Origin of the sequence: Pelomonas cellulosilytica, from assembly GCF_021353265.1 — a bacterium.
Taxonomy (GTDB): Bacteria; Pseudomonadota; Gammaproteobacteria; order Burkholderiales; family Burkholderiaceae_C; genus Pelomonas; species Pelomonas cellulosilytica.
Genome location: NZ_JAJTWU010000018.1, coordinates 21297 through 43076 on the forward strand (window position 1 = coordinate 21297; position 21780 = coordinate 43076).

Sequence of the window (21780 nt, forward strand, 5' to 3'; positions counted from 1 at the left end):
GTGACGGCGGCGTGGATTGATGCAAAGTGTAGGGATGAGCACACCCCGCTACCCGCGCGACCTGATCGGCTACGGCGAAACCCCACCTCAGGCGCAGTGGCCAGGCGGTGCGCGCGTCGCCGTGCAGTTCGTGCTGAACTACGAGGAAGGCGGCGAGAACTCCGTGCTGCACGGCGATGCCGGCAGCGAGCAGTTCCTGTCGGAGATGTTCAACCCGGCCAGTTATCCGGCGCGTCATCTCAGCATGGAGAGCATCTACGAATACGGCTCGCGCGTGGGCGTCTGGCGGCTGCTGAAGGAATTCGAGCAGCGTGCGCTGCCGCTGACCGTCTTCGGCGTGGGCATGGCACTGGAGCGCCACCCGGACGTGACGCAGGCCTTTGTCGAGCTGAACCACGAGATCGCCTCGCACGGTTGGCGCTGGATCCACTACCAGGGAGTGGACGAGGACACCGAACGCGCGCACATGGCCCAGGCGATGGCGTCACTGCAACGCCTGACGCTCGGCCGCGACCCGCACGGCCTGGGCTGGTACACCGGCCGTGACAGTCCCGCCACACGACGTCTCGTGGCCGACTTCGGCGGCTTCGAGTACGACAGCGACTACTACGGCGACGACCTGCCGTTCTGGCTGCAGGTGCGCCGGACCGACGGCGAACTCGCCCCGCATCTCGTCGTGCCGTACACGCTGGACTGCAACGACATGCGCTTCGCGCTGCCGCAGGGCTTCAGCCACGGCGAGCCCTTCTTCGAATACCTGCGCGACAGCTTCGACGTGCTGTACGCCGAAGGCGCCGAGCATCCGAAGATGATGAGCATCGGCGTGCACTGCCGGCTGCTCGGCCGCCCGGGGCGCATGCGCGCGCTGCAACGCTTCCTCGACCACATCGAGGCACACGACCGCGTGTGGGTATGCCGCCGGCTCGACATCGCGCGGCACTGGAAAGCCACACATCCCTTTGACGCCAGGACGGCCTTTGTCTGGGAATGAATGAATAAACATATGGGGTCAGAGTCCAATTTCCTGGCGCAGCTCAACGAGGCGCCGCCCGCCGAGTTCACCCGCCTGCTCGACGGCATCTACGAGCATTCGCCGTGGATCGCCGAACGCGCCGCCGCGGCCCGGCCGTTTGCCACGCTGGCGGCATTGAAGGTGGCGCTGGCGCGCGCAGTGCGCGAGGCGCCCGTCGACGAGCAGCTGGCGCTGATCCGCGCCCACCCCGAGCTGGCCGGCAAGGCCGCCGTGGCGGGCGAGCTGACGGCCGAATCGACGAACGAGCAGCAGGCCGCCGGCCTCACCGCCTGCACGCCCGACGAATTCGCCCGGCTGCAGCAGCTCAATGCCGACTACAACCTGCGCTTCGGCTGGCCCTTCATCCTGGCCGTGCGCGGCCCGCGCGGCACGGGCCTGACCCGACAGGAAATCATCGCCAGCTTCGAACGCCGGCTGCGCGCCCACCCGGACGTGGAGCGCGCCGAATGCCTTCGGCAGATCCACCGCATCGCCGAAATCCGCCTGAATGACAGGTTCGGCATCGAGCCCCACCTGGGCCAGCAGCTGTGGGACTGGGCCGAAAGCCTGGCGATGCACAGCGACGACGATGACCACCTCACCTGCACCTACGCCACGCCGGCACACACCACCGTGGCCGAGCAGCTGATGCTGTGGATGGACGACTGCGGCTTCGACGAGGTCGGCCGCGACGCGGTGGGCAACGTCGTGGGCGTCTACCACGGCACCGCCGCCCCCGCCGACGCGCAGCGCCTGCTGACCGGCAGTCACTACGACACGGTGCGCCGTGCCGGCCGCTTCGATGGGCGGCTGGGCATCTTCGTACCGATGCTGGCCGTGCGCGAGCTGCACCGGGCCGGCCGCCGGCTGCCGTTCGGCATCGAGGTGGTCGGCTTTGCCGAGGAGGAAGGCCAGCGATTCCCGGCCACCTTCCTGGCCTCCAGCGCGTTGACCGGCGGCTTCGACCCCGCGTGGCTGGACCAGCAGGACGCCAATGGCGTGTCGCTGCGCGACGCGATGCGCAACGCCGGCCTGCCGGGCAAGGTGGCCGCCATCACGGGGCTGACGCGAGACCGCAGCCGCTACCTTGGCTTCGTCGAGGTGCACATCGAGCAAGGCCCGGTGCTGGACAGCCTGGACCTGCCGCTGGGCATCGTCACCAGCATCAACGGCAGCCGGCGCTACACGGGCGAGATCATAGGGCTGGCCAGCCATGCCGGCACGACACCCATGGGCCAGCGCCGCGACGCGGCGGCCGGCGTCGCGGAGCTGATCCTGTTCGCCGAGCAGCGCGCGGCCTCGACACCGGATGTCGTCGCGACGGTGGGCATGCTGGAAGTGCCGTCCGGCTCCATCAACGTCATCCCCGGCCGCTGCCGTTTCAGCCTGGACCTGCGCGCCACCACCGACGCGGCACGTGACGCGCTGGACGTCGACGTGCACCACCAGCTCGATGCCATTTGCCAGCGACGCGGCCTGACCTACCAGCTCAAGCCCACGATGGCCGCCAGCGCCGCGCCGAGCGACCCCGAGTGGCAGGCCCGTTGGGAAGCCGCCGTCACGACGCTGGGTCTGCCCGTCCACCGCCTGCCCTCCGGCGCCGGCCACGACGCGATGAAGATCCACGAGTTGCTGCCGCAGGCGATGCTGTTCGTGCGCGGCGGCAATGGCGGCATCAGTCACAACCCGCTCGAGTCGGTGACGGTGGATGATGCGGAGTTGGCGGTGCGGGCGTTTGAAGCGTTGTTGGCCCGCTGCCACTGATGCCGCGCCTTGTCCTATCGCGAGACCCTGACAGCATGACCTTTCCCACCGACACCTGGATCGACGCCCACTTCGACGAGCAAGTCCGCTTCCTGCAGGACCTCGTCCGCATCCCGACCGACACCCCGCCCGGCAACAACGCCCCGCATGCGGAGCGCACCGCCGAGCTGCTCACGCAGATGGGCTTCAAAGTGGAGCAGCACGCCGTGCCCGCGCCGGTCGTCAAGCGCGGCGGGTTGCAGTCCATCACCAATCTCATCGTGCGCCAGCGCTTCGGCACGTACGGCCCCAAGATCGCGCTGAATGCCCACGGCGACGTGGTGCCTCCCGGCGAGGGCTGGACGCATGACCCCTACGGCGCTGAAATCGTTGACGGCAAGCTGTACGGCCGCGCCGCCGCGGTGAGCAAGAGCGACTTCGCGACCTACGCCTTCGCCGTGCAGGCGCTGAAGAACTCAGGCCTGCCGCTGCGCGGTGCGGTGGAGCTGCACTTCACGTACGACGAGGAGTTCGGCGGCGAACTGGGCCCGGGCTGGCTGCTGCGCCAGGGCGTCACGCGGCCGGACCTCGTGCTGGCCGCCGGCTTCAGCTACCAGGTCGTCACGGCCCACAACGGCTGCCTGCAGCTGGAGGTCACGCTGCACGGCCAGGCCTCGCACGCGGCCTACCCGGAGACCGGCGTGGATGCGCTGCAGGCCGCCAACCAGCTGCTGACGGCGCTGTACGCCCACAACGACGTGCTGAAGACGCGCCGCTCCGACGTGCCCGGCATCACGCACCCCTACCTGAACGTCGGCCGCATCGATGGCGGCACGAACACCAACGTCGTGCCCGGCAAGGTGGTGCTGAAGCTGGACCGCCGCATGATCCCCGAGGAGCAGCCGGCCGTCGTCGAGGCCGAGGTGCGCGCGCTCATCGAGGGCGCCGTGGCCCGCTGCCCGAGCATCCGTGTGGACATCAAACGCCTGTTGCTGGCCCAGCCGATGAAGCCCATGGCCGGCGCCGAGCGTCTGGTGGCCGCGCTCCGCAAGCACGGCGAGGCGGTGTTCGGCGAACCCATTCCCACATCCGGCACGCCGCTCTACACGGACGCGCGCCTGTACACCGCCATGGGCATCCCGGCTGCGCTGTACGGCGCCGGCCCGCGCACGGTGCTGGAGAGCAACGCCAAGCGGGCCGACGAGCATCTCGTGCTGGCAGACCTGAAGCGCGCGACGCAGGTCGTGGCCCGCGCGCTCGCCGAGTTGCTGGAACGTCGCTCCGGCGCCTGAGGCCGGCTCCGGGCCGGCGGGCTGACGTCAGCCCTCGGCGGCCTTGGCTTCGGCCAGCACGGCGTTGACGTGCTTGACGATGAAGTTGACGCTGTTCTCGTCCCAGCCGCTCTGTCGGGCGGCCACCGAGCCGTCGCCGCGCAGCAGCAGCGTGTAGGGCAGCGACGCGGGCTTGGCGAAGGCCTTGGCGGCCGCCTCATTGGGGTCGTAGGTGTGCGTAATCCGGGTGCTTTCCGCCAGCGCGCGCTGCACCCTCTTGAAGACCGCCTTCTCCTCAATGTTGATGGCAATGATGGGCAGGCGTTCACCCGTCTTGCTCTGCAGCCGTTCCAGCACCGGCAGTTCATTGCGGCAGTACGGGCACCAGGATGCCCAGAAGAAGACGATCACCGGCCGGCCGTCGAAGTCGGCCAGGCGCAGCGGCTTGCCATCCAGCGTCTGGCCCAGCGGGGTGTCGGGCGCGAGGCTCTGCGGCGGGGCCGGCTGGTCGGGCTCGGCCCGGGCGCTGCCCATGCCGGTCAACGCCATGAGCCCGCCCCAGGCCAGCAGGCCGCGTCGGTGCTTGTCGTGATGCATCGGTTCTCCCTGTCGACTGTCTGCGTGCACTGTGACACAGGGCCGCGGCCGCCAGGCAAGCTTGATCTCGCGCAACTGCGAGCCCTCCGAGGCCACGCACGGTGCCCCTAGGACCGCCCGGACGGTACCGGCAGGCGGCACAATGCGTTCACCCCAGGTTCCGTCCCCATGCACGCCGCCCACCCACGCCGCCATCCCCGCGCCTTTGCCGCGTGGCTGCTGGCCGTGTTCCTGCTGGGCTTGCTGGCGCCGGGCATCAGCGCCGCGCTGGCGCATGCGCGGGGTGATTTCTCGACCTGGCAGGACATCTGCCGCGCCCCGACGCTCAGCTCCCAGGCGGCTGATCCCAGCCCCGTCGACAAGGCGCTGGACCTGCTGGCCAACGGGCATTGCGCCGCTTGTCACATCCACCTGGGCGACCTGGCAGGCCCGCCTGCCACGGCAGAGCCCACGTTGCGCAACGACCTCGCGCTGCAAGCGCCCGAGCGCTTCTGGACGGCGCCCGTCACGGCCCACGCCTGGCGGCCGGCCAGTGCCCGTGCGCCACCCCGGCTGATCTGAGTCATCACGCCGCCGCGGCCGATAGGCCCGGCGCCTGCCGTCGCGCCGCTGGCCGTCGACGGTGCACTCGGATCCTGCCCTTTCATGAAGAAGACTGCCCTTGCGCGCGCGGCTGCCGCTTGCGCCGCCCTGTCCAGCCTCGCGCTGGCCCCTGCCCCCGCCCTCGCCTGTGAAGACTGCGACTGCGACGATGCCCCCGTGGCGCTCGTCGACACCGCGACTACCACCTCCACCGCCAGCGTCAAGGCAGCGTCCATCGACGCCGCTGCGCCCCTCAATGCCCCACGCACGAAGCTCGGCCTCGTGCGCATGCAGGGTGCCTCGCCGACGTCGCTGCCCACCAACATCCCGACGACCCGCGAGACCGTCACACGCGAGGACATCGAGCGCAACATCAACGCGACCGACTCGGAAGACGCGCTGAAATACCTGCCGAGCCTCTTGGTCCGCAAGCGCTACATCGGCGACTACAACCACGCCATCCTGTCCAGTCGCGCGTCCGGCACCGGCAACAGCGCTCGCTCGGCCGTCTACGCCGACGGCATCCTGCTGTCCAACTACCTCGGCAACGGCGTGGGCGGCCTGTCCTTCCCGCCACGCTGGGGGCTCGTGAGCCCCGAAGAGATCGCCCGCGTGGACGTCATGTACGGGCCGTTCTCGGCCGCCTACCCAGGCAACTCGGTCGGCGCGGTGGTGGACTACCAGACCCGCATGCCGACGAAGTTCGAGGCCCACGCCAAGGTCGGCTTCAGCAGCCAGTCCTCGGAGATCTACGGCCACAGCAACACCTACCGCGCCTGGGCAGCCAGCGCGTCCGTGGGCAGCCGCGACGGCGCCTTCAGCTGGTGGATCAACGTCAACCACACCGACAGCGACGGCCAGCCGCTGACCTTCGCCAACCGCGTGGCGAGCACGGGCACGGCGGTCACGACGGGCACCCCGGTCAACGGTGCCGTCCTCGTGCCCAACAGCAGCAACACGCCGTGGTACCTGCTCGGCGCCGGCACGCAGTACAACACCACGCAGGACCATCTCAGGCTGAAGCTGGCCTACGACCTCAGCGCCACGGTGCGCGCCAGCTACGTGATGGGCGTGTGGCGCAACGACTCCGAGGGAAACTCCGAGAGCTGGCTGCGCGATGCGGCCGGCAAGCCGGTGTACTCGGGCGTCATCGCCATTGACGGAAAGCAGTTCGCCAAGCTGACCGCATCGGACTTCGCCGTCACACGCGAGAAGCTGCAACACGTCATGCACGGTCTCTCGGTCAAGAGCCACAGTGGCGGCGAATGGGACTGGGAAGTCGCCGCCAGCCTCTATGACTATCAGAAGGACAAAAAGCGCCAGAACGGGCTGACCGTGAACGGCGTCTTCACGGACAACCCGCAGCCGGGGGCGTTGACTGGCGGCGCCGGCACGCTGGCCGACGGCAACGGCACGGGCTGGAACACGCTGGCCGCCAAGGGCATCTGGCGCCCGGCGGGCACCGATCATGTGGTGGAGGCCGGCCTGCAGCAGGACAGCTACAAGCTCAGCTACCTGACCTCGGGGATCACCGGCAACTACCTGACGGACGGGCCAGGAGACATGGTCAACAACGTGACCGGCAAGACCCGGCTGCAGGCTGCCTACGCGCAGGATGCCTGGCTGATCGGCACGGACTGGAAGGCCGTGCTGGGCCTGCGCGCCGAGCACTGGCAGGCCCGCGATGGCCGCACCGACTTCTCGCCCACCGGCACCCCCAAGCCGCGCATCTACGCCGCACGCAGCGAGAACTTCCTGTCGCCCAAGGCCGCGCTGTCGTGGCAGGCTGCGCCGGAGACGGTCCTGAAGGCTTCGGTCGGCCGCGCGGTGCGCATGCCCACCGTCAGCGAGCTGTACGGTGCCACGTCGACGACGAACTCGGAGTACATCAACGACCCCAACCTCAAGCCTGAGAAGTCCTGGACCGCCGAACTCACGGCCGACCAGACCTGGGGTGCGCTGCAGTCCCGATTGACGCTGTTCGCCGAGACGACGCGCGATTCGCTGTACTCCCAGACCGTCGTCGACCCGGTCGCCAACAACAAGAACATCAGCCGCGTGCAGAACATCGACAGGATCGGCACGACGGGACTGGAGGGCACGCTCGCCACGACCGACTGGGCGCTCAAGGGCTTGGACTTGTCGGCCAGCCTCACCTACACCGACTCCAAGATCAAGGCCAACCGCGGCTTCGTCTCGACGGCGGGCGACACGATCGGCAAGTGGCAGCCCAACATCCCGCGCTGGCGCGCCACGGCGCTGGCGGCCTACCGCTTCAACGAACAGTGGAGCGCCAGCCTCGCGGCCCGCTACAGCGGCCACCAGTACCGCACGCTGAACAACGCCGACGTGAACGGCTTTGCCTACATGGGCGTCAGCAAGTACGCCACCGCCGACGTGCGCGTGTTGTGGAAGATCACCCGCGAGTGGAGCGCCGCGTTCGGCGTCGACAACCTGAACAACTACCAGTACTGGAACTTCCACAACTACCCGCAGCGCAGCTACTCGGCTGAGCTCAAGTTCGACCTGTAAGGAGATCCGCATGAAAGCCCTCTTCGCCACCGCACTGGTCGCGCTCGCCGGCGCCACCCAGGCCCATGTCACGCTGGAGACCCCGGAGACCGAAACCGGCAAGCCGTACAAGGCCGTGCTGCGCGTCGGCCACGGCTGCGACGGCTCGGCCACGCGGCAGATCATCGTCACGCTGCCCAATGGCCTGCGCGGCGCCAAGCCCATGCCCAAACCTGGCTGGACGCTGACCACCACCCGCGCCCCGCTGGCCAAACCCTATGACAGTCACGGCAAGACCATCGCAGACGAATTGGCCGAGGTGAGCTGGACGGCCAACGCCGAAGCGGACTTCCTGCAGGATGCCTGGTACGACGAGTTCACCGTACGCGCCACCGTTGTCGCCGATCCTGGCGACCTCTGGTTCAAGGTGCGTCAAGTCTGCGTGAAAGGCGAGTGGAACTGGGCCGACGTACCGACGCCGGGACAAACACCGAAAGCACCGGCAGTGCGGCTCAAGGTCGTCTCCGCCCGCTCTGCGGAGACACACGCGCACTGAACGCCATCGGCTGCGTTGACCCGGCCTTGCCTCCTCCCGGCTCCGCCCAGGCCACTGAGTTGCTGACTCCGCCCCGCATGAGCATCGCCTTCGACCGCCTGCGCAAGCGCCAGCCCCTGCTGCTGGCGATGCTCGTGCTGTGCGTGCTGTGTGTGCAGGCAACAGCGACCTTTGCGTCAGCGCGCATGGCGCTCGCCGGGCTGGGTGGCGGCTTCGCCGACATCTGCAGCGCGGCTGGTTCTTCGCGCGCGAACGCCGAAGACGACAGCAGCAGGCGCGGGCCCGCCGATCCGGCTTCAGCGGGTAGCCATGCTGCGTGCTGGGCCTGCCTGCTGACCGCCCAGGGCATCGCTCCGCCGCCGGTGGTGCAGCCGCCGCACCTGCCGCTCGGGACGCTCAGCCGCACCACGGCAGCACGTGTGCGCAGCGCGGTCCTGCGGCCCGTCACGGGGCCCGGCAGGCCACGCGCGCCCCCTCAAGACGCCTGATCCGCGCTGCCGCCTGGCCCCCAGCCAGCGCGCTCTTTGGACACGGCCAACCGCGCCCCGCTCGGTCGGCCCGATCAGGACTTGACATGAACACGCCTGCCCGCCTGGCTCGCCTGATGGCGTTCGCCTTTCACCTCAATCTCGCCACCGCTGCTGCAATGGTGCTGTGGACCGCCTGGACCGGCCATCTCGTGGCCACGGGCCAGATCCGCCCCACCCCAACCCCACCCCCCGCACGCACAGCGCCCGCCGCCGAGTCAGCGCCGCTGCACACCGGTTTGCCGGCCTGTAACTGCCGCCCTCGCCGCGACGAGCTGCAGGTCCGTGCGACCACGCCCGAGGGGGTCGCATGAGCAGCACGCGTGTGCAAGCCTCCTCGCAGGCCAACCGCAGCCGCTGTGCTTGCAGCGGCGGAACACCCCTGATCCGGTGACGACACGACCCGCCCCCATGCCGCGCTGTACACCGCACCAACGCTGACCATGCGCCGCCGCCCCTGGACGCCTGCAGTCTGGCTGGTCATCGCCACCTTGATGGCCGTGGCGCTGGCGCCTGCCATTTCGCATGCCATCGAGCTGCACCGCGGATGGCGCTGGGCCGACCTGTGCGTCTCGCCGCTCGCTCGCGAGGCGGGCACCGACACGCAGGCGCCGCGGGACGACGCGCGGTGGGTCCACGCATTCCAGCACTGCGGGTACTGCGCATTGCAGCTGCCCATGCAGTCGCTGCCGCGCACGCCAGGCGTGTCCTTCGCTGCCACGGCCCGCTCCGCGGAGCTGCCCCTGCCCGATCGGCCGGCGATGCCCGTGTCGCCTTGGTCCCGAGCGCAGCCACGAGCGCCTCCGGTGGACCAAAGGCGGCCCGGATGGGTCGTCCTTTGACGCCATCGCTCGACACGCGGACCTCCGGCATGACCAAGCACCCGGACGTCCCTCCACTTCCTGTCAGGAGAACTCATGCAGACACGCATATCAAAGGCGGTCGCAGGCGCCGCGCTGCTCGCCGCTTCGGCCTGCAGCTTCGCCCACATCAGCTACAGCGGCCGCAACTTCGGCACGCTCACCGACGGCAGCGCCGCTGCCATCGCCACGCAGACGGTCACCAGCAACTACGGCTGGGCCGATGCGTCGGACCTGAACCTGGTGTTCAACAGCGCGCTGGCCACCCTGCCGCGCACGGACGAGGCCGCTTTCGTCAGCGGCACCGGCACGGACGACCTCTACCTGGGCGACAGCCACAAGGGCAAGGCCTTCCGCTTCCATCTCGACAGTGCAATGACGGTCACCATCACCGAAGCCGCACGCAACGGCAGCGGCCTGACCCCGGCCTTCTCGGTGTACCAGGGGCTGGCTGCCGTGTCGCCCTTCACGCCACCACAGACCAGCGCCGACCACGACTTCGCCGTCGCTTCCGAGGCCTGGCGCACCAGCTTCGCCCAGGCGGTGGCCGGTGCCGGCTACAGCTATCTGACCACCAATGGCAGCTGGAACGCGCTGGGCAACTGGGCGGTTGGCGGCGACGGCGAGCCGGCCGGTGTGCCCTCGGCGCTGAGCACCTTCACCTACAAGGGCTCGGCGGCCAGCACGACCGCGAACGGCACGGTGTCGGGCACGTTCACGCTGGGTGCCGGCGACTACACCATCTTCGTCGGCGGCAACAACCTGGCCGGCAAGAGCCTGGCCGATTCGACGAAGAGCTACGCCCTGACGCTGGGCGTGTCGGCGGTCACCCCCGTCCCCGAACCCCAGACCTGGCTGCTGATGGGCGTCGGCGCCGGCCTGCTGGTCCTGCGCCGCCACCTCGGCGCTTCCCTTTGATCACCTCAGGAGTCATCGATGAAACACATTGCATTTGCCGCCTCTCTGCTCGCCGTGCTGGGCGCCGCGCAGGCCCATGAGACCGACTACACCGTGACCACGACGTGGTTCGAACCGCAGACCCAACCGAAGAACACGATCTTCCAGGGCAGCTTCACCTACGACGAGCACACGCACACCATCACGGGCCTGACGGGCCAGTTGAGCGAGTCCATGACTGGCGACGACGTGGCCTCCATGGTGTGGCTGCCGCTGACCTACCAGCTGCAGAGCTGGTACGACGCCTCCCTGGGGGGCACCTTCGCAGCCGTGTTCAAGAACAGCACGACGACCACCTTCTGCTCGACCGCGCTGTGCGGCAGCCCGGCCGACGACTGGTCGCCGCAGACGGGCGTCGACGTGGGCGGCATCTATGCCGGGTTCCCCAAGCCGGCGAAGAATCCCGGCAACGCCTATGCGCTGATCTTTGTCCCTGAGACGCCGACGGCCGCGCTCACCCAGGCCCAGATCAGCAAGCTGGCCTACGCCGACTGCACTCCCACCGCTCCCGGCGGCATGATGATGGGCGGCGGCATGATGGGCGCAGTCTGCATGACCGGCACCAGCCTGGCAGGCTATGGCGCCACCGGCACGATGGATGGGTATCCCCTGTCTCAGACCATCGCAGCTGCCGTGCCGGAACCCGAAACCTACGCGCTGATGCTGGCCGGCCTGGGCGTGCTGGGCACCTTGGCACGACGCCGCGCCCGCAGCGCCTGACGTGATGAGCCGTCCTCTTTGTCGGCTGCTGGCCGTGGCCCTGGCCCTGGCCGCCACGTCGCTGCGGACAGCAGCGGCGCCTGAAGCGCCTCCTGCGGCGGCCAGTGCGCCGCAGGTCCAGCCGCTGCCTCGCCAGGTCATCATTGGCACGTCCCAGGAGGATGGCCTCTTCGCGTCACGCAGCAGCGCTGCACAGCTCGCCCGCAGCCGTTCGGCCACGGGCGATACCGCGCGCCTGCTTCAGGAGCTGCCTGGCGTCAGCCTCTACAGCGCCGGCGGCGTCTCCAGCCTGCCGGCGGTGCACGGCCTGGCGGACGACCGCCTGCGGACCCAGGTCGACGGCATGGACCTGGTGGCGGCATGCCCCAACCACATGAATCCGGGGCTGTCCTACATCGACCCCTCCAGCGTGGGCCGTGTGACGGTGTATGCCGGCATCAGCCCGGTCAGCGTCGGCGGCGACAGCATTGGTGGCACGGTGCAGATCGAAGCCGCCCCGCCGCCCTTTGCGGGCGACGGGGAGGCGCCGCTCACCCAGGGCCGGCTGACCAGCTTCTGGCGCAGCAATGGCCACGCCCACGGGACGACAGTCTCGGCCAGCCTCGCAACGGAGCAATTGAGCCTCGGCGCCTCGACCTCGACATCCCGCCAGCAGAACTACCACGCCGCGACGGCCTTCAAGCCCGCAGCGCCGGGCTCGGAGAACGGCCGCGTCATCCCGGGCGACGAGGTCGCCTCCAGCGCCTACGAGGGCCGCAACGACGAGGTGCGGTTGGCCTGGCGCAATGCCGGTCACCTCCTGCAGCTCACGCTGGGTCGCCAGCACATTGGCTTCGAAGGCTTCCCGAACCAGCGCATGGACATGACGGACAACCAGAGCCGCCAGACCAACCTGCGCTACACCGGTCAGTTCGACTGGGGCCGCCTGAAAGCCCGGCTGTGGCAGCAGCGGGTGAATCATGCGATGGACATGGGACCGGACCGCTATTTCTATGGTTACGGCATGCCCATGCTCACCGAGGCGACGACGCGTGGCGCGCAGGCCGAGGCCGACGTCGACGTGAGCGACACCGACGTGCTGCGCGTGGGTCTGGAGCGTCAGACGTATGTGCTGTACGACTGGTGGCCGCCGGTGGGCGGCTCCATGGGGCCCAACGCGTTCTGGAACATCGACGATGGTCGGCGCCTGCGCTCGGCCGCGTTTGCCGAATGGGAAGGCCGCTGGAGCAGTGACTGGACCACGCTGGCCGGCCTGCGGGGTGATCGGGTCGTGACCGACGCGGCCACCGTGCAGGGCTACGACAACGGCCTGGGCGCCATCTGGGGTCGCGAGGCTGCCGCGTTCAATGCCGCGCGCCACCGCCGCCAGGACACGTTGCTGGACCTCGCACTCACCGCTCGCTACCACCCGAATGCCGGGCAGACGTACGAGGTCGGCCTGGCCCGCAAGGGCCACGCGCCCAACCTCTACCAGCGCTATCCGTGGTCGACACAGCCGATGGCCGCGTTGATGAACAACTTCGTCGGCGACGGCAACGGCTACGTCGGCCAGCCGGGGCTGCGTCCAGAAATCGCGCACACGTTCGCCGCCAATGTCGCGTGGCAGGACGCCGCTGCTGAAGACTGGACGCTCAAGCTCGCGGCCTACGCCACGCACGTCCGCGACTTCATGGACGCGAGGCGTTGCGACTTCGGGCAATGCAGCGCCGCCAACGTCACGGCCCCTGAAGGCTTCGTGCTGCTGCAGTACGCCAACGCGCCGGTACGCATGCACGGACTGGACCTGTCGGGCAGCAAACGGCTGGCAAGCGGCGACAGCGGCACGTGGGACACGGCATTCGTGCTGGCCGTGCTTCGCGGCCACAACCTTGCCACCGGCGATGGGCTCTACAACCTGATGCCGGACAACCTCAAGCTGTCGCTGACCCACCAGCGGGGCGGCTGGACCGGCTCGCTGGAACTGCAGGCCGTGACGGCCAAGCAGCGCATCTCACGTGTGCGCAACGAGATGACGACGCCGGGTTACGCGCTGGTCCACCTGCGCGCAAGCCATGAATGGCCGCGCGCTCGACTCGACCTTGCTGTCGACAACCTCTTCAACCGGCTCTATGCGTCGCCGCTGGGAGGCGCCTACCTCGGCCAGGGCCGTTCAATGACCTCGGCCGGCATCCCATGGGGCGCGGTGGTGCCGGGCACCGGTCGCTCCTTCAACACCTCGGTGAGCCTATGGTTCTGATTCCCCTGATGCGCACGACCGGTGCCGCGCTGTCCTGCGCGCTCGTGCTGGCGGCCTGCGGTGGCGGCGCGGCCGGCGATGACGGCCCGCGCGTGCACGACGACGCGCAGAGCATCCGCCTCGGCGATGTCCCCACCCTGCAGGTCGGCGGCACCGCCACGCTGGCCGCGACGGCCTCCTCCGGTCTGCCGGTCGGCCTCGGCAGCCTGACCCCGGCCATTTGCACGCTCGACGCGGTCACCGGGCAGATCCGCGGGCTGAGCATCGGCGACTGCACCATCGCCGCCAACCAGGGCGGCAACGACCGTTTCGCGCCCGCGCCGCAGGCCACGCTGGTGGTGCCCGTGACCGGCCGGGCCCAAAGCCTGAGCTTCGATCCCCTGCCGCCCCTCATCGTCGGCGACGCGGTGACCGCCTCGGCCAGTGCCAGCTCGGGTCTGACAGTGCGCTTCACGAGCCAGACACCCGACCTGTGCAGTGTGGACCCGGACCGCGGCAGCATCGCGGCCCTGGCCGCGGGCACCTGCACCGTCGCCGCGGAGCAACCCGGCAACGGCCAGTGGAGCGCGGCCGCGATGGTCATGCAGGCTACCGCGGTCTCGGGCCAGCCGCAGCGCATCAGCCTCGCCGCATTGCCGCCACTGCTGGTCGGCGCCGGCACCTCGGCCCAGGCCAGCGCCAGTTCCGGCCTGGCCCCGCACTGGAGCAGCCTGACGCCGGAGGTCTGCAGCATCTCGACGGCTGGTGCCCTGCTGGCGCTGACAGCCGGCACCTGCACCGTGGCGGCCGACCAGCCCGGGGACACCCGCTGGGCTGCGGCCGTGCAGGCGCAGACGTCCACGTCGGTCAGCCGTGCAACGCAGACCGTCACACTCAACGCCACACCCGCCAGCTTGACCGTGGGCAGCCCGGCCACGGCACGGGCCACGGCCAGCTCCGGGCTGCCCGTGACGCTCTCCTCGCTGACCCCGGCGATCTGCGGCGTCGACGCCGCCAGCGGCAGCATCGCGTCGCTCGGTGCCGGCCAGTGCGTGCTGCAGGCCAGCCAGGCCGGCGACGCCACCTGGCTCGCCGCGTCACCTGCCAGCTTGAGCCTGCCCGTGGTCGGCATGCCGCAGTCCATCAGCCTGACTGCCGCCCCTGCCCTGACCGTGAACGCGATGGCCGTGGCACGCGCCACGTCGAGCTCCGGGCTGTCCGTCACGTTCACGAGCACCTCGCCACAGACCTGCTCCACCACACCGGCGGGGACGGTCACCGGCCTGCGCATCGGCAACTGCACGCTGGCGCTCAACCAGGCCGGCAACAGCAGTTGGGCAGCCGCGCCGCAGGCCAGCCTCACCGTCGCCGTGGCCGGCCAGGCCCAGACGATCAGCTTTGCCGCCGCACCAGCGCTGGCCATGGGCGGCGCGGCGACCGTGCGCGCGACGGCCAGTTCCGGCCTGGCGGTGGCCTACAACAGCCTGACCCCGGCGGCCTGCACCGTCGATGCCGCCTCGGGGCTGGTGACGAGCCTCGCCGTGGGCGCCTGCACCATCGCCGCCAGTCAGCCGGGCAACACCCTCTGGGCCGCGGCGCCCCAGGTGGTCCAGACCCTCAGCAGCACGGTCGCGCCGCAGTCGCTCGTGTTCGCCCCGGCCGCCGACATCGTCGTCAACGGCCAGACCACGGTGCGCGCCATGGCCAGCTCCGGTCTGCCGGCCGTCTATGCCAGCTTGAGTAGCGCCATCTGCAGCGTCGGCGGCACCACCGGCCTCGTGACCGGCCTGATGACCGGCACCTGTACCGTGGCCGCCAGCCAGCCTGGAGACAGCAGTTGGGCGCCCGCGGCCCAGGTGATCGCGAGCCTGAACGTGAGTGGCCAGCCTCAGAGCCTGACCTTCTCGGCACCGCCTTCGCTGACGGCGGGTAGCAGTGCCACGGTTCGCGCCACGGCCAGCTCGGGCCTGCCAGTGGTCTACAGCAGCGTGACGCCGTCGGTGTGCAGCGTCGTGGCGGCGACCGGCGTGGTCAGCGCGTCGATACCCGGGAGTTGCCGCATTGCCGCCGACCAGCCGGGCAACGCCATCTGGGCCGCGGCCACGCCATCGACGCTGAGCCTGACCGTGAGCACGGCGCCGCAGTCAATCAGCTTCGGCGCGGCCCCGGCGGTGCGCGTCGGCACCAGCGGCACCGTGCGTGCGGTGGCCACCTCCGGACTGCCTGTCAGCTACGGCAGCCAGAGCAGCACCTGTTCGGTGGGTGCCGCAACGGGGGTGGTGACCGGCCTGGCCGCCGGCAGCTGTGTCGTCACCGCCACCCAACCAGGCAACGGCGTGTGGGGCCCCGCAACGCCCGTGACGCAATCGCTGAGCATCGCGCCCGACCCCAACCAGACCATCAGCTTCGGCACGGCGCCGCTGCTGACGCTGGGCGGCAGCGCCACCGTGGCCGCCACCGCCAGCTCCGGCCTCCCCGTGAGCCTCGCCAGCTTGAGCCCGACGGTCTGCGGCGTGGCGGCCGGCAGTGGCCTCGTCACGGCCACGACCCTGGGGGACTGCCTGATCGCAGCCAACCAGGCGGGCAACGGCAGCTACAACCCGGCGCCCCAGGCGACATTGACGCTACCGGTGCAACTGCCTCCCGGCATGTCCGCGCCCGGCGTGCCCAGCGGCGTCACGGCCAGCCTGGGCACCGGCATCAACCAGGTGCTCGTCACGGCCACGTCCGTGAACAGCGGCGGCAGTGCGATCACGCACTACACCGTCACGTCCAGTCCGGCTGGCCTCTCGGCTCAGGCCAGCGCACTGCCGGTCGCCGTGACCTGCCCCGGCAGCTGTGCTGGCTATACGTTTTCGCTGACGGCCAGCAATGCGGTAGGGAACGGCAGCAGCTCCGCGGCCGTCGAAGTGCTGACGACGTTCGATGTCGTGACGCGCTTCTACGAACCCGACACGCAGCCGCGGGACTCGATTTTCACAGGCTCGTTCATGCTGAACTCGACAACGGGCGCCATCACCGGCCTGACCGGGCGCCTGACCGAATCCATGAGCGGCAACGCCATCGGCAGCGCCCCCTTCTTCGACATGACCCAGGTGCCCCTGACCTACCAGCTCCAGACGTGGCGCGACGCTGCCCTGGGCGGGAGCTTCGTCGCGAGTTTTGCGAAGAACACGACGAGCACGTTTTCCACCGCTGCCGGCGGCGACGGCTGGTCGCCCCAGGCAGGCGTCGCCGTGGGTGGCGTGTACGCCGGCTTTCCATCACGCTATGCCACCAGCATCCAGAACTCGTCGATCCTGATCTTCGTACCGGACAACCCGTTCACCCCACTGACGCCAGCCCAGATCGCCAGGCTGGCCTATGCCGACTGCGCACCGGGCGGGATGATGGGGGCGGTGTGCATGACGGCAACGAGCATCGCGGGCTATGGCACCGTGGGCACGATGAGCGGTTATCCCGTCTCCCAGCAGATCTCGCGGCACTAGCCCCGCGGCAAGCCCTTTGCAAACGCTCCGATTCAGCCCTGTCCTGCGCAACGTGGGCAGCCGCCCCTGCTGGCGTGGTGATGGGGTGGCAGCACCGCACTCGCGGCAGGGTCGGCGCGCAGACGCCGCCCGCGCGGCAACTGAAGCAATGCCCCCGTGGCAGTGGCCGCTGTGGCAGTGGCCGCTGAAGCTCGTCCTCGCCTGGGCCACGCCGGACTTCGGCGGGAGCCTGCCCGTGATGCTTGCATGGCCTGCACTGGAGTGCCACATCCACCACCTGATCCACCACCTCATCCCTCGCCGACAACTGGCATGCCCCCCAACCCCAACCCCAACCAAGAAGCCCAATCAGGAGCCCTGCCCATGCGCCGCCTCTCACTGCTGATCGCCCTCGCCCTGTCCGCTGGTGCCGCCCAAGCCCAGACCGTCGCCACCGATCCATGGGTGCGCGCCACCGTGCCAGGTCAGCAGGCCACCGGCCTGTTTGTCGAACTGAAGTCGCCCACCGCCGCGCGGCTGGTGGGCGGCACCTCGCCCGTGGCCGCCAGCGTGGAGGTGCACGAAATGCGCATGGACGGCGGCGTCATGCGCATGCGTGCGCTGTCCGGGCTGGACCTGCCGGCGGGCCAGGCCGTGAGCCTCAGGCCCGGGAGCTATCACATCATGTTGATGGGCCTGAGGAGCGCCGTGAAAGCCGGCGACACGGTGCCGGTCACGCTGACGATCGAGCGCGCCGGCAAGACCGAGACGCTGCAGCTGCAGGCGCCGGCCCGAGCAGGCCAGGCCATGCACTGACGCTGCAAAAAGCCGCGCCGCCCCCTGGCTGATCGCGGCTTTGTTCAGGCCGGCTGCGCCGATGATTCAGCCCGTCACCAGTGCACGGCCCCCGGCAACGCTGCGGCCCCTGGCGAGGCGGGACGCGACCGCCCGCGACCATGAGAGCACGACTTCCGGCCTCGCCGCGTCACCGCCCTGCGGTGTCGCATCACGGGCCGTCTGCGCTGTGATGATCGCCGCAGCCCCACGCGCTCGAACGAGCGTGTCCCGGGCGGCGACAAGCGCTTTTGCGCCCCGACCGGCTCCGGCCGGCCGGGGCTTTCCTTTGTGGCCGGCTCAAAGCACGGCGGCGATGCCGCCCTCGGGCGACGCGACGAGCACGAAGACACCCGCCTCCTGCAACTCGCCACTGGCCTGGACGGTCTGCACCTGCACGTCGACGCGGCAGGCCGCGCCCAGAGGCGTGGCGCGCAGCACGCGCGTGTGCCGCTGCACCGGTGTCCGGCCCAGCCGCTCGACGATCTCGCGATAGACCGCCGCGCGGCCCGGCTCGCCGGCCGTACCCACGCGGCCGTCCGTCGTGAACTGCACCGCCAGCCCCCAGGCGTCGCTGGCGTTCCAGCGGGCATCGAAGTCGTCGAGCCGGCGCTGCAGCGCGGCCGCGTCGTCGCAGGGTGAGGTGGCCGGACCGGGCGATTGGGACGATGGGGCGGCGTCAGCCGGCAGGCTCAGCACGGCGGCGGCCACGACGCTGAATGCGGCAACGAGGCTGGTGAACAGGCCCAGCGGGGCGGATGTAGTGAGGCGGTTCAACGGGGTCTCCTGAGGTGGTGCGGCGAAGTTGCAGCCGGCGGGACGCACTGTGCCGAGCGCGCTTGGCCCGGGCATCGCCTCGACGGGCCAGTGTGAAAACTGCCAAAGAGCCATGACCGCCGTCATGCCGGGGCCCGACGGTCATGGCCCGTCGGGGCGATGGCAGGCCGGGCCGCGGCCGGAACACTGGCGGCCTTCCATCCACCGCACCGAAGCACACCGATGAACACCACCGCCCGTTTCGACCTCTATGCCCACATCCACAAGGCCTTGCGTCTCTTCATGACCGACACGCTGCAGCAGCTCGGCCGCGTGGACGTGGAGGACCCGCACGACCTGGGGGCCACGCTGGCCCAACTCGATGCGCTGCTGGACGCCGCGCGCCACCACGTCGACAAGGAGAACCGCTTCGTCCACCCCGCCATCGAAGCACGCCGCAGCGGCACAAGCGCGACCATCGCGGGCGAGCATGTCGAGCACCTCGAGACCATCGCCGCGCTGCAGGCCGCTGGCGCGGCCCTGCGCGCGCTGCCGTCATCGGCCGCGGCCCACGGGCTGTACCGGCAGCTGGCAGCCTTCGTGGCCGACAACTTTGAGCACATGGCCGTGGAGGAGAGCGTCCACAACGAGGCCCTGTGGGCCACTTACACCGATGAGGAACTGCTGGCGCTGCACCACAGCATCCTGTCCAGCATCCCGCCCCAGGAGATGAGCCAGACGCTGCGCTGGATGATCCCGGCGCTGACGCCGGCCGAGCGTGCCGTCGTGCTTGGCGGCCTGCCCGAGCCGGTGCAACAGCCCGTGCTGGATTCGGCGCGCGCGCTGCTGGACGACGTCGCGTGGCGCAAGCTCAACGGCGCGCTGGGTCGGCCGAGCGTGCCGGGCCTCGTCGCCGCGTGATGGTGCGGCGCCGGGCGGGCGCCGACAATCCGCCGCGATGCCCCGTCGCCCACGTGCCCACCACCACCATGTCTACGTGGTACTGCTGTCCGAACAAGTGTGGAACGAGCCCGCCTTCCGCAAGGCCAACCCGGACCACGACGTGCTGAAACCCTGCGTCTACGTCGGCATGACGGGGTTGGACCCGGACCTGCGCTTCGACAAGCACATGGCCGGCGTGCAGGCCAACCGCTTCGTGCTGAAGTACGGCGTGCGGTTGCTGCCGGAGCTCTACGAGGTCTACAACCCGATGCCCTACGACGCCGCCTGCGACATGGAGGTGGAGCTGGCCATCGGCCTGCGGGAGGCCGGCTACGGCGTGTGGCAGGCTTGACGGGCCGAGGTCGTCGCCAGCTCGCTTGGTATCGCCGCGACGCCAACTGCTGTCGGGCTCAATTCCGAGCGCAGCGGTTATGTCCGCCGGGTTGAGGTCGTTTCCCGTCACAACCAGACTGACGCTGCTTGCGAACTCGCGATTGGATGGGTTCTCGGCCATGCTGGCTAGACAAGATGGCTTCGTGACGTCGGGCGGCCCGCCCCCTGCGATGCCGTAGGTTGCCGGCGCGAGGCCGGCAGAGCTACACCAAGGCACCCGGCAGGCGGTCTGCCGGGGCGTTGCAAGTGAGCAAGGAGTCGGGCCATGGGCAAGGAATCTAGCACCCTGTTCGTCGGGTTGGATGTGCACAAGGACAGCATCGACATCGCCGTGGCGGATGCGCCGCGTGACGCCGAGATCCGCCACGTCGGCAGCATCAAGGGCGACCTCGCCTCGCTGGACAAGGCGCTGCGCAAACTCGTCAGCCGCGGTCAGCCGCTGCACATCGTCTACGAGGCAGGTCCTTGCGGGTACGTCATCCAGCGTCATCTGCACGCCCAAGGCCTGCACTGCGAAGTGGTGGCCCCGTCCAGCATCGCCCGCCCACCCGGCGAGCGCATCAAGACCGACCGGCGCGACGCCATGCTGCTGGCCCGGCTCGCGCGCTCGGGTGACCTGCACGCGGTGCGCGTGCCCGATGCGGTGGACGAGTCCGTGCGCGACCTGGTGCGCGCCCGCGAGGACGCCGTGCGTGAGCAGCGCAACGGCCGCCATCGGCTCAAGGCGCTGCTGCTGCGCAACGGCATCCCCTACGCCGGCAAGTCCTCGTGGACGGCGGCGCACCTGCGCTGGCTGGCCAACGTCAAGCTCGGCCACACGGCCCAGCAGATCGCCTTCCAGGAGTACCTGCACGCCATCACACAGGCCGGCGAGCGCATCGCCCGGCTGGAGCAGGCGTTGCGCGACGCGCTGCCGGACTGGGGGCTGTTGCAAGCGCTGCAGGCCCTGCGCGGCGTGCAGCTGATCGCCGCCATGACACTGGCGGCCGAACTGCAGGACTTCTTGCGCTTTGAGTCGCCCCGCCAGTTGATGGCCTATCTGGGGCTGGTGCCTGACGAGCACTCCTCGGGATCGAAGCGCCGGCAAGGCGCCATCACCAAGGCGGGCAACAGCGCGGCGCGGCGCATGCTGGTCGAGGTGGCCTGGCACTACAGGATGGACCCACGGGTCAGTCCCATCATTGCGGCACGCCAGGACGAGCTGCCCGAGGCCGTGACGCAGATCGCGTGGAAGGCACAGACGCGGCTGTGCCACAAGTTCAAGCGCCTGAGCGCGCGCCGGCTCATGAAGACCAAGGCCGCGGTGGCCGTGGCGCGCGAGCTGGCCGGGTTCGTGTGGGCCATCGGCCGTGAGGTGAAGCTCTCGGGCTGGGCGGGCGTCAAGCCACAGCCGACGACGGCAACGGCCGCCTGACGGGTCGTCTGGACGAGCGCACCGCGCCAAGGAGGTGACGCACCAGCATTTGCACCAGCGGCCGGACGGGGAACGCGGCGCAGCCGCGGCCATCAAGGGAATCCCCGGAAACGTTATTGAGCGTGAACGCCGCGCAAGCGGCCGGATCGACCTCAGACCCTAGACCGAAGGCAGCCCTGCGACGAACACTTGTCTTGAGGTAGCCAACCCTCGCATATCAGCATGATCAACCGTCGCGCATCCACATCGGGTGGCAACTCAGGCTCCGTCGCGTTCCCCGTCCGGCAACGGGTTCAAGTCGTATGCGGTCAATTAACCGCGTCCTTGCCTCTCACGAGGCAATCGAGCAGGTGAGGTTCAGCCGTTGCTGAGGTCGATGTTCCAGGGCAGAAGCGCGGCGTAGTCTTCGGCTGTCTTGGCATT

General features: G+C 69.7%; 19 protein-coding genes. 17 read left to right on the forward strand and 2 right to left on the reverse strand.

What is annotated here, in order from left to right; translation table 11 throughout:
* The first annotated feature begins 34 nt into the window (after positions 1–34).
* The 3 genes from puuE to LXT13_RS27560 are packed head-to-tail and all read left to right on the forward strand — an operon-like array spanning position 35 to position 4047.
* The gene (gene puuE / locus LXT13_RS27550; RefSeq protein ID WP_233375585.1) at positions 35–991 is read left to right on the forward strand and encodes an allantoinase PuuE; all 957 of its coding nucleotides are present in this window, start codon (positions 35–37) and stop codon (positions 989–991) included.
* 12 nt (positions 992–1003) lie between these two features.
* Positions 1004–2776 (forward strand): 2-oxo-4-hydroxy-4-carboxy-5-ureidoimidazoline decarboxylase, encoded by a 1773-nt coding sequence (uraD, locus tag LXT13_RS27555; RefSeq protein WP_233375586.1) that lies wholly within the window; start codon positions 1004–1006, stop codon positions 2774–2776.
* Positions 2777–2811: 35 nt separating this feature from the next.
* Positions 2812–4047 carry a M20/M25/M40 family metallo-hydrolase gene (locus LXT13_RS27560; protein WP_233375588.1) on the forward strand — a complete coding sequence of 412 codons (1236 nt, stop codon included), beginning with the start codon at positions 2812–2814 and terminating at the stop codon, positions 4045–4047.
* 27 nt (positions 4048–4074) lie between these two features.
* Here LXT13_RS27560 and LXT13_RS27565 read toward each other — a convergent pair whose 3' ends face one another.
* Entirely contained in the window at positions 4075–4623 is a 549-nt protein-coding gene (locus tag LXT13_RS27565) for a TlpA family protein disulfide reductase (protein WP_233375589.1), read from the reverse strand.
* Between the two features lie 168 nt (positions 4624–4791).
* On the opposite strand from LXT13_RS27565, the gene LXT13_RS27570 reads away from it, so the two are divergent.
* The 11 genes from LXT13_RS27570 (at position 4792) to LXT13_RS27620 (ending at position 17834) form a co-directional block, all read left to right on the forward strand.
* On the forward strand, positions 4792–5184 hold the full coding sequence (locus LXT13_RS27570; protein ID WP_233375591.1) for a DUF2946 family protein: 393 nt from the start codon (positions 4792–4794) through the stop codon (positions 5182–5184).
* 84 nt (positions 5185–5268) lie between these two features.
* A complete protein-coding gene (locus tag LXT13_RS27575; protein WP_233375592.1) occupies positions 5269–7737 on the forward strand; it encodes a TonB-dependent receptor in 2469 nt (822 codons plus the stop codon).
* Between the two features lie 10 nt (positions 7738–7747).
* On the forward strand, positions 7748–8272 hold the full coding sequence (locus tag LXT13_RS27580; RefSeq protein ID WP_233375594.1) for a YcnI family copper-binding membrane protein: 525 nt from the start codon (positions 7748–7750) through the stop codon (positions 8270–8272).
* A 77-nt stretch (positions 8273–8349) separates the two neighbouring features.
* Complete coding sequence (locus tag LXT13_RS27585; RefSeq protein ID WP_233375595.1) at positions 8350–8760, forward strand: DUF2946 family protein; 411 nt, start codon at positions 8350–8352, stop codon at positions 8758–8760.
* Positions 8761–8846: 86 nt separating this feature from the next.
* Positions 8847–9113, forward strand: a complete 267-nt coding sequence (locus tag LXT13_RS27590; protein ID WP_233375596.1) for a hypothetical protein — start codon at positions 8847–8849, stop codon at positions 9111–9113.
* Between the two features lie 129 nt (positions 9114–9242).
* Complete coding sequence (locus LXT13_RS27595) at positions 9243–9641, forward strand: DUF2946 domain-containing protein (protein WP_233375598.1); 399 nt, start codon at positions 9243–9245, stop codon at positions 9639–9641.
* Between the two features lie 75 nt (positions 9642–9716).
* Positions 9717–10577 carry a PEP-CTERM sorting domain-containing protein gene (locus LXT13_RS27600; protein ID WP_233375600.1) on the forward strand — a complete coding sequence of 287 codons (861 nt, stop codon included), beginning with the start codon at positions 9717–9719 and terminating at the stop codon, positions 10575–10577.
* An 18-nt stretch (positions 10578–10595) separates the two neighbouring features.
* Positions 10596–11336: a PEP-CTERM sorting domain-containing protein gene (locus tag LXT13_RS27605; protein WP_233375601.1), complete on the forward strand. Its 741-nt coding sequence runs from the start codon at positions 10596–10598 to the stop codon at positions 11334–11336.
* A 4-nt stretch (positions 11337–11340) separates the two neighbouring features.
* Positions 11341–13572 carry a TonB-dependent receptor gene (locus tag LXT13_RS27610; RefSeq protein WP_233375603.1) on the forward strand — a complete coding sequence of 744 codons (2232 nt, stop codon included), beginning with the start codon at positions 11341–11343 and terminating at the stop codon, positions 13570–13572.
* Positions 13563–17039, forward strand: coding sequence for a hypothetical protein (locus LXT13_RS27615; protein ID WP_233375605.1), 3477 nt, complete (start codon positions 13563–13565; stop codon positions 17037–17039). Before LXT13_RS27610 ends, LXT13_RS27615 begins: the two co-directional genes overlap by 10 nt.
* Before the next feature lie 363 nt (positions 17040–17402).
* Positions 17403–17834, forward strand: a complete 432-nt coding sequence (locus LXT13_RS27620) for a copper chaperone PCu(A)C (protein WP_233375608.1) — start codon at positions 17403–17405, stop codon at positions 17832–17834.
* Between the two features lie 318 nt (positions 17835–18152).
* On the opposite strand, the gene LXT13_RS27625 is transcribed toward LXT13_RS27620, so the two are convergent.
* Complete coding sequence (locus LXT13_RS27625) at positions 18153–18629, reverse strand: hypothetical protein (protein ID WP_233375609.1); 477 nt, start codon at positions 18627–18629, stop codon at positions 18153–18155.
* A gap of 222 nt (positions 18630–18851) precedes the next feature.
* Here LXT13_RS27625 and LXT13_RS27630 point away from each other — a divergent pair, with 222 nt between their 5' ends.
* The 3 genes from LXT13_RS27630 to LXT13_RS27640 all read left to right on the forward strand — a co-directional run bounded on the left by LXT13_RS27630 (position 18852) and on the right by LXT13_RS27640 (position 21357).
* Positions 18852–19529, forward strand: coding sequence for a hemerythrin domain-containing protein (locus LXT13_RS27630; protein WP_233375611.1), 678 nt, complete (start codon positions 18852–18854; stop codon positions 19527–19529).
* Between the two features lie 37 nt (positions 19530–19566).
* Positions 19567–19902 (forward strand): hypothetical protein, encoded by a 336-nt coding sequence (locus LXT13_RS27635; protein ID WP_233375612.1) that lies wholly within the window; start codon positions 19567–19569, stop codon positions 19900–19902.
* 306 nt (positions 19903–20208) lie between these two features.
* A complete protein-coding gene (locus LXT13_RS27640; RefSeq protein WP_233375613.1) occupies positions 20209–21357 on the forward strand; it encodes an IS110 family RNA-guided transposase in 1149 nt (382 codons plus the stop codon).
* Positions 21358–21780: the final 423 nt, after the last annotated feature.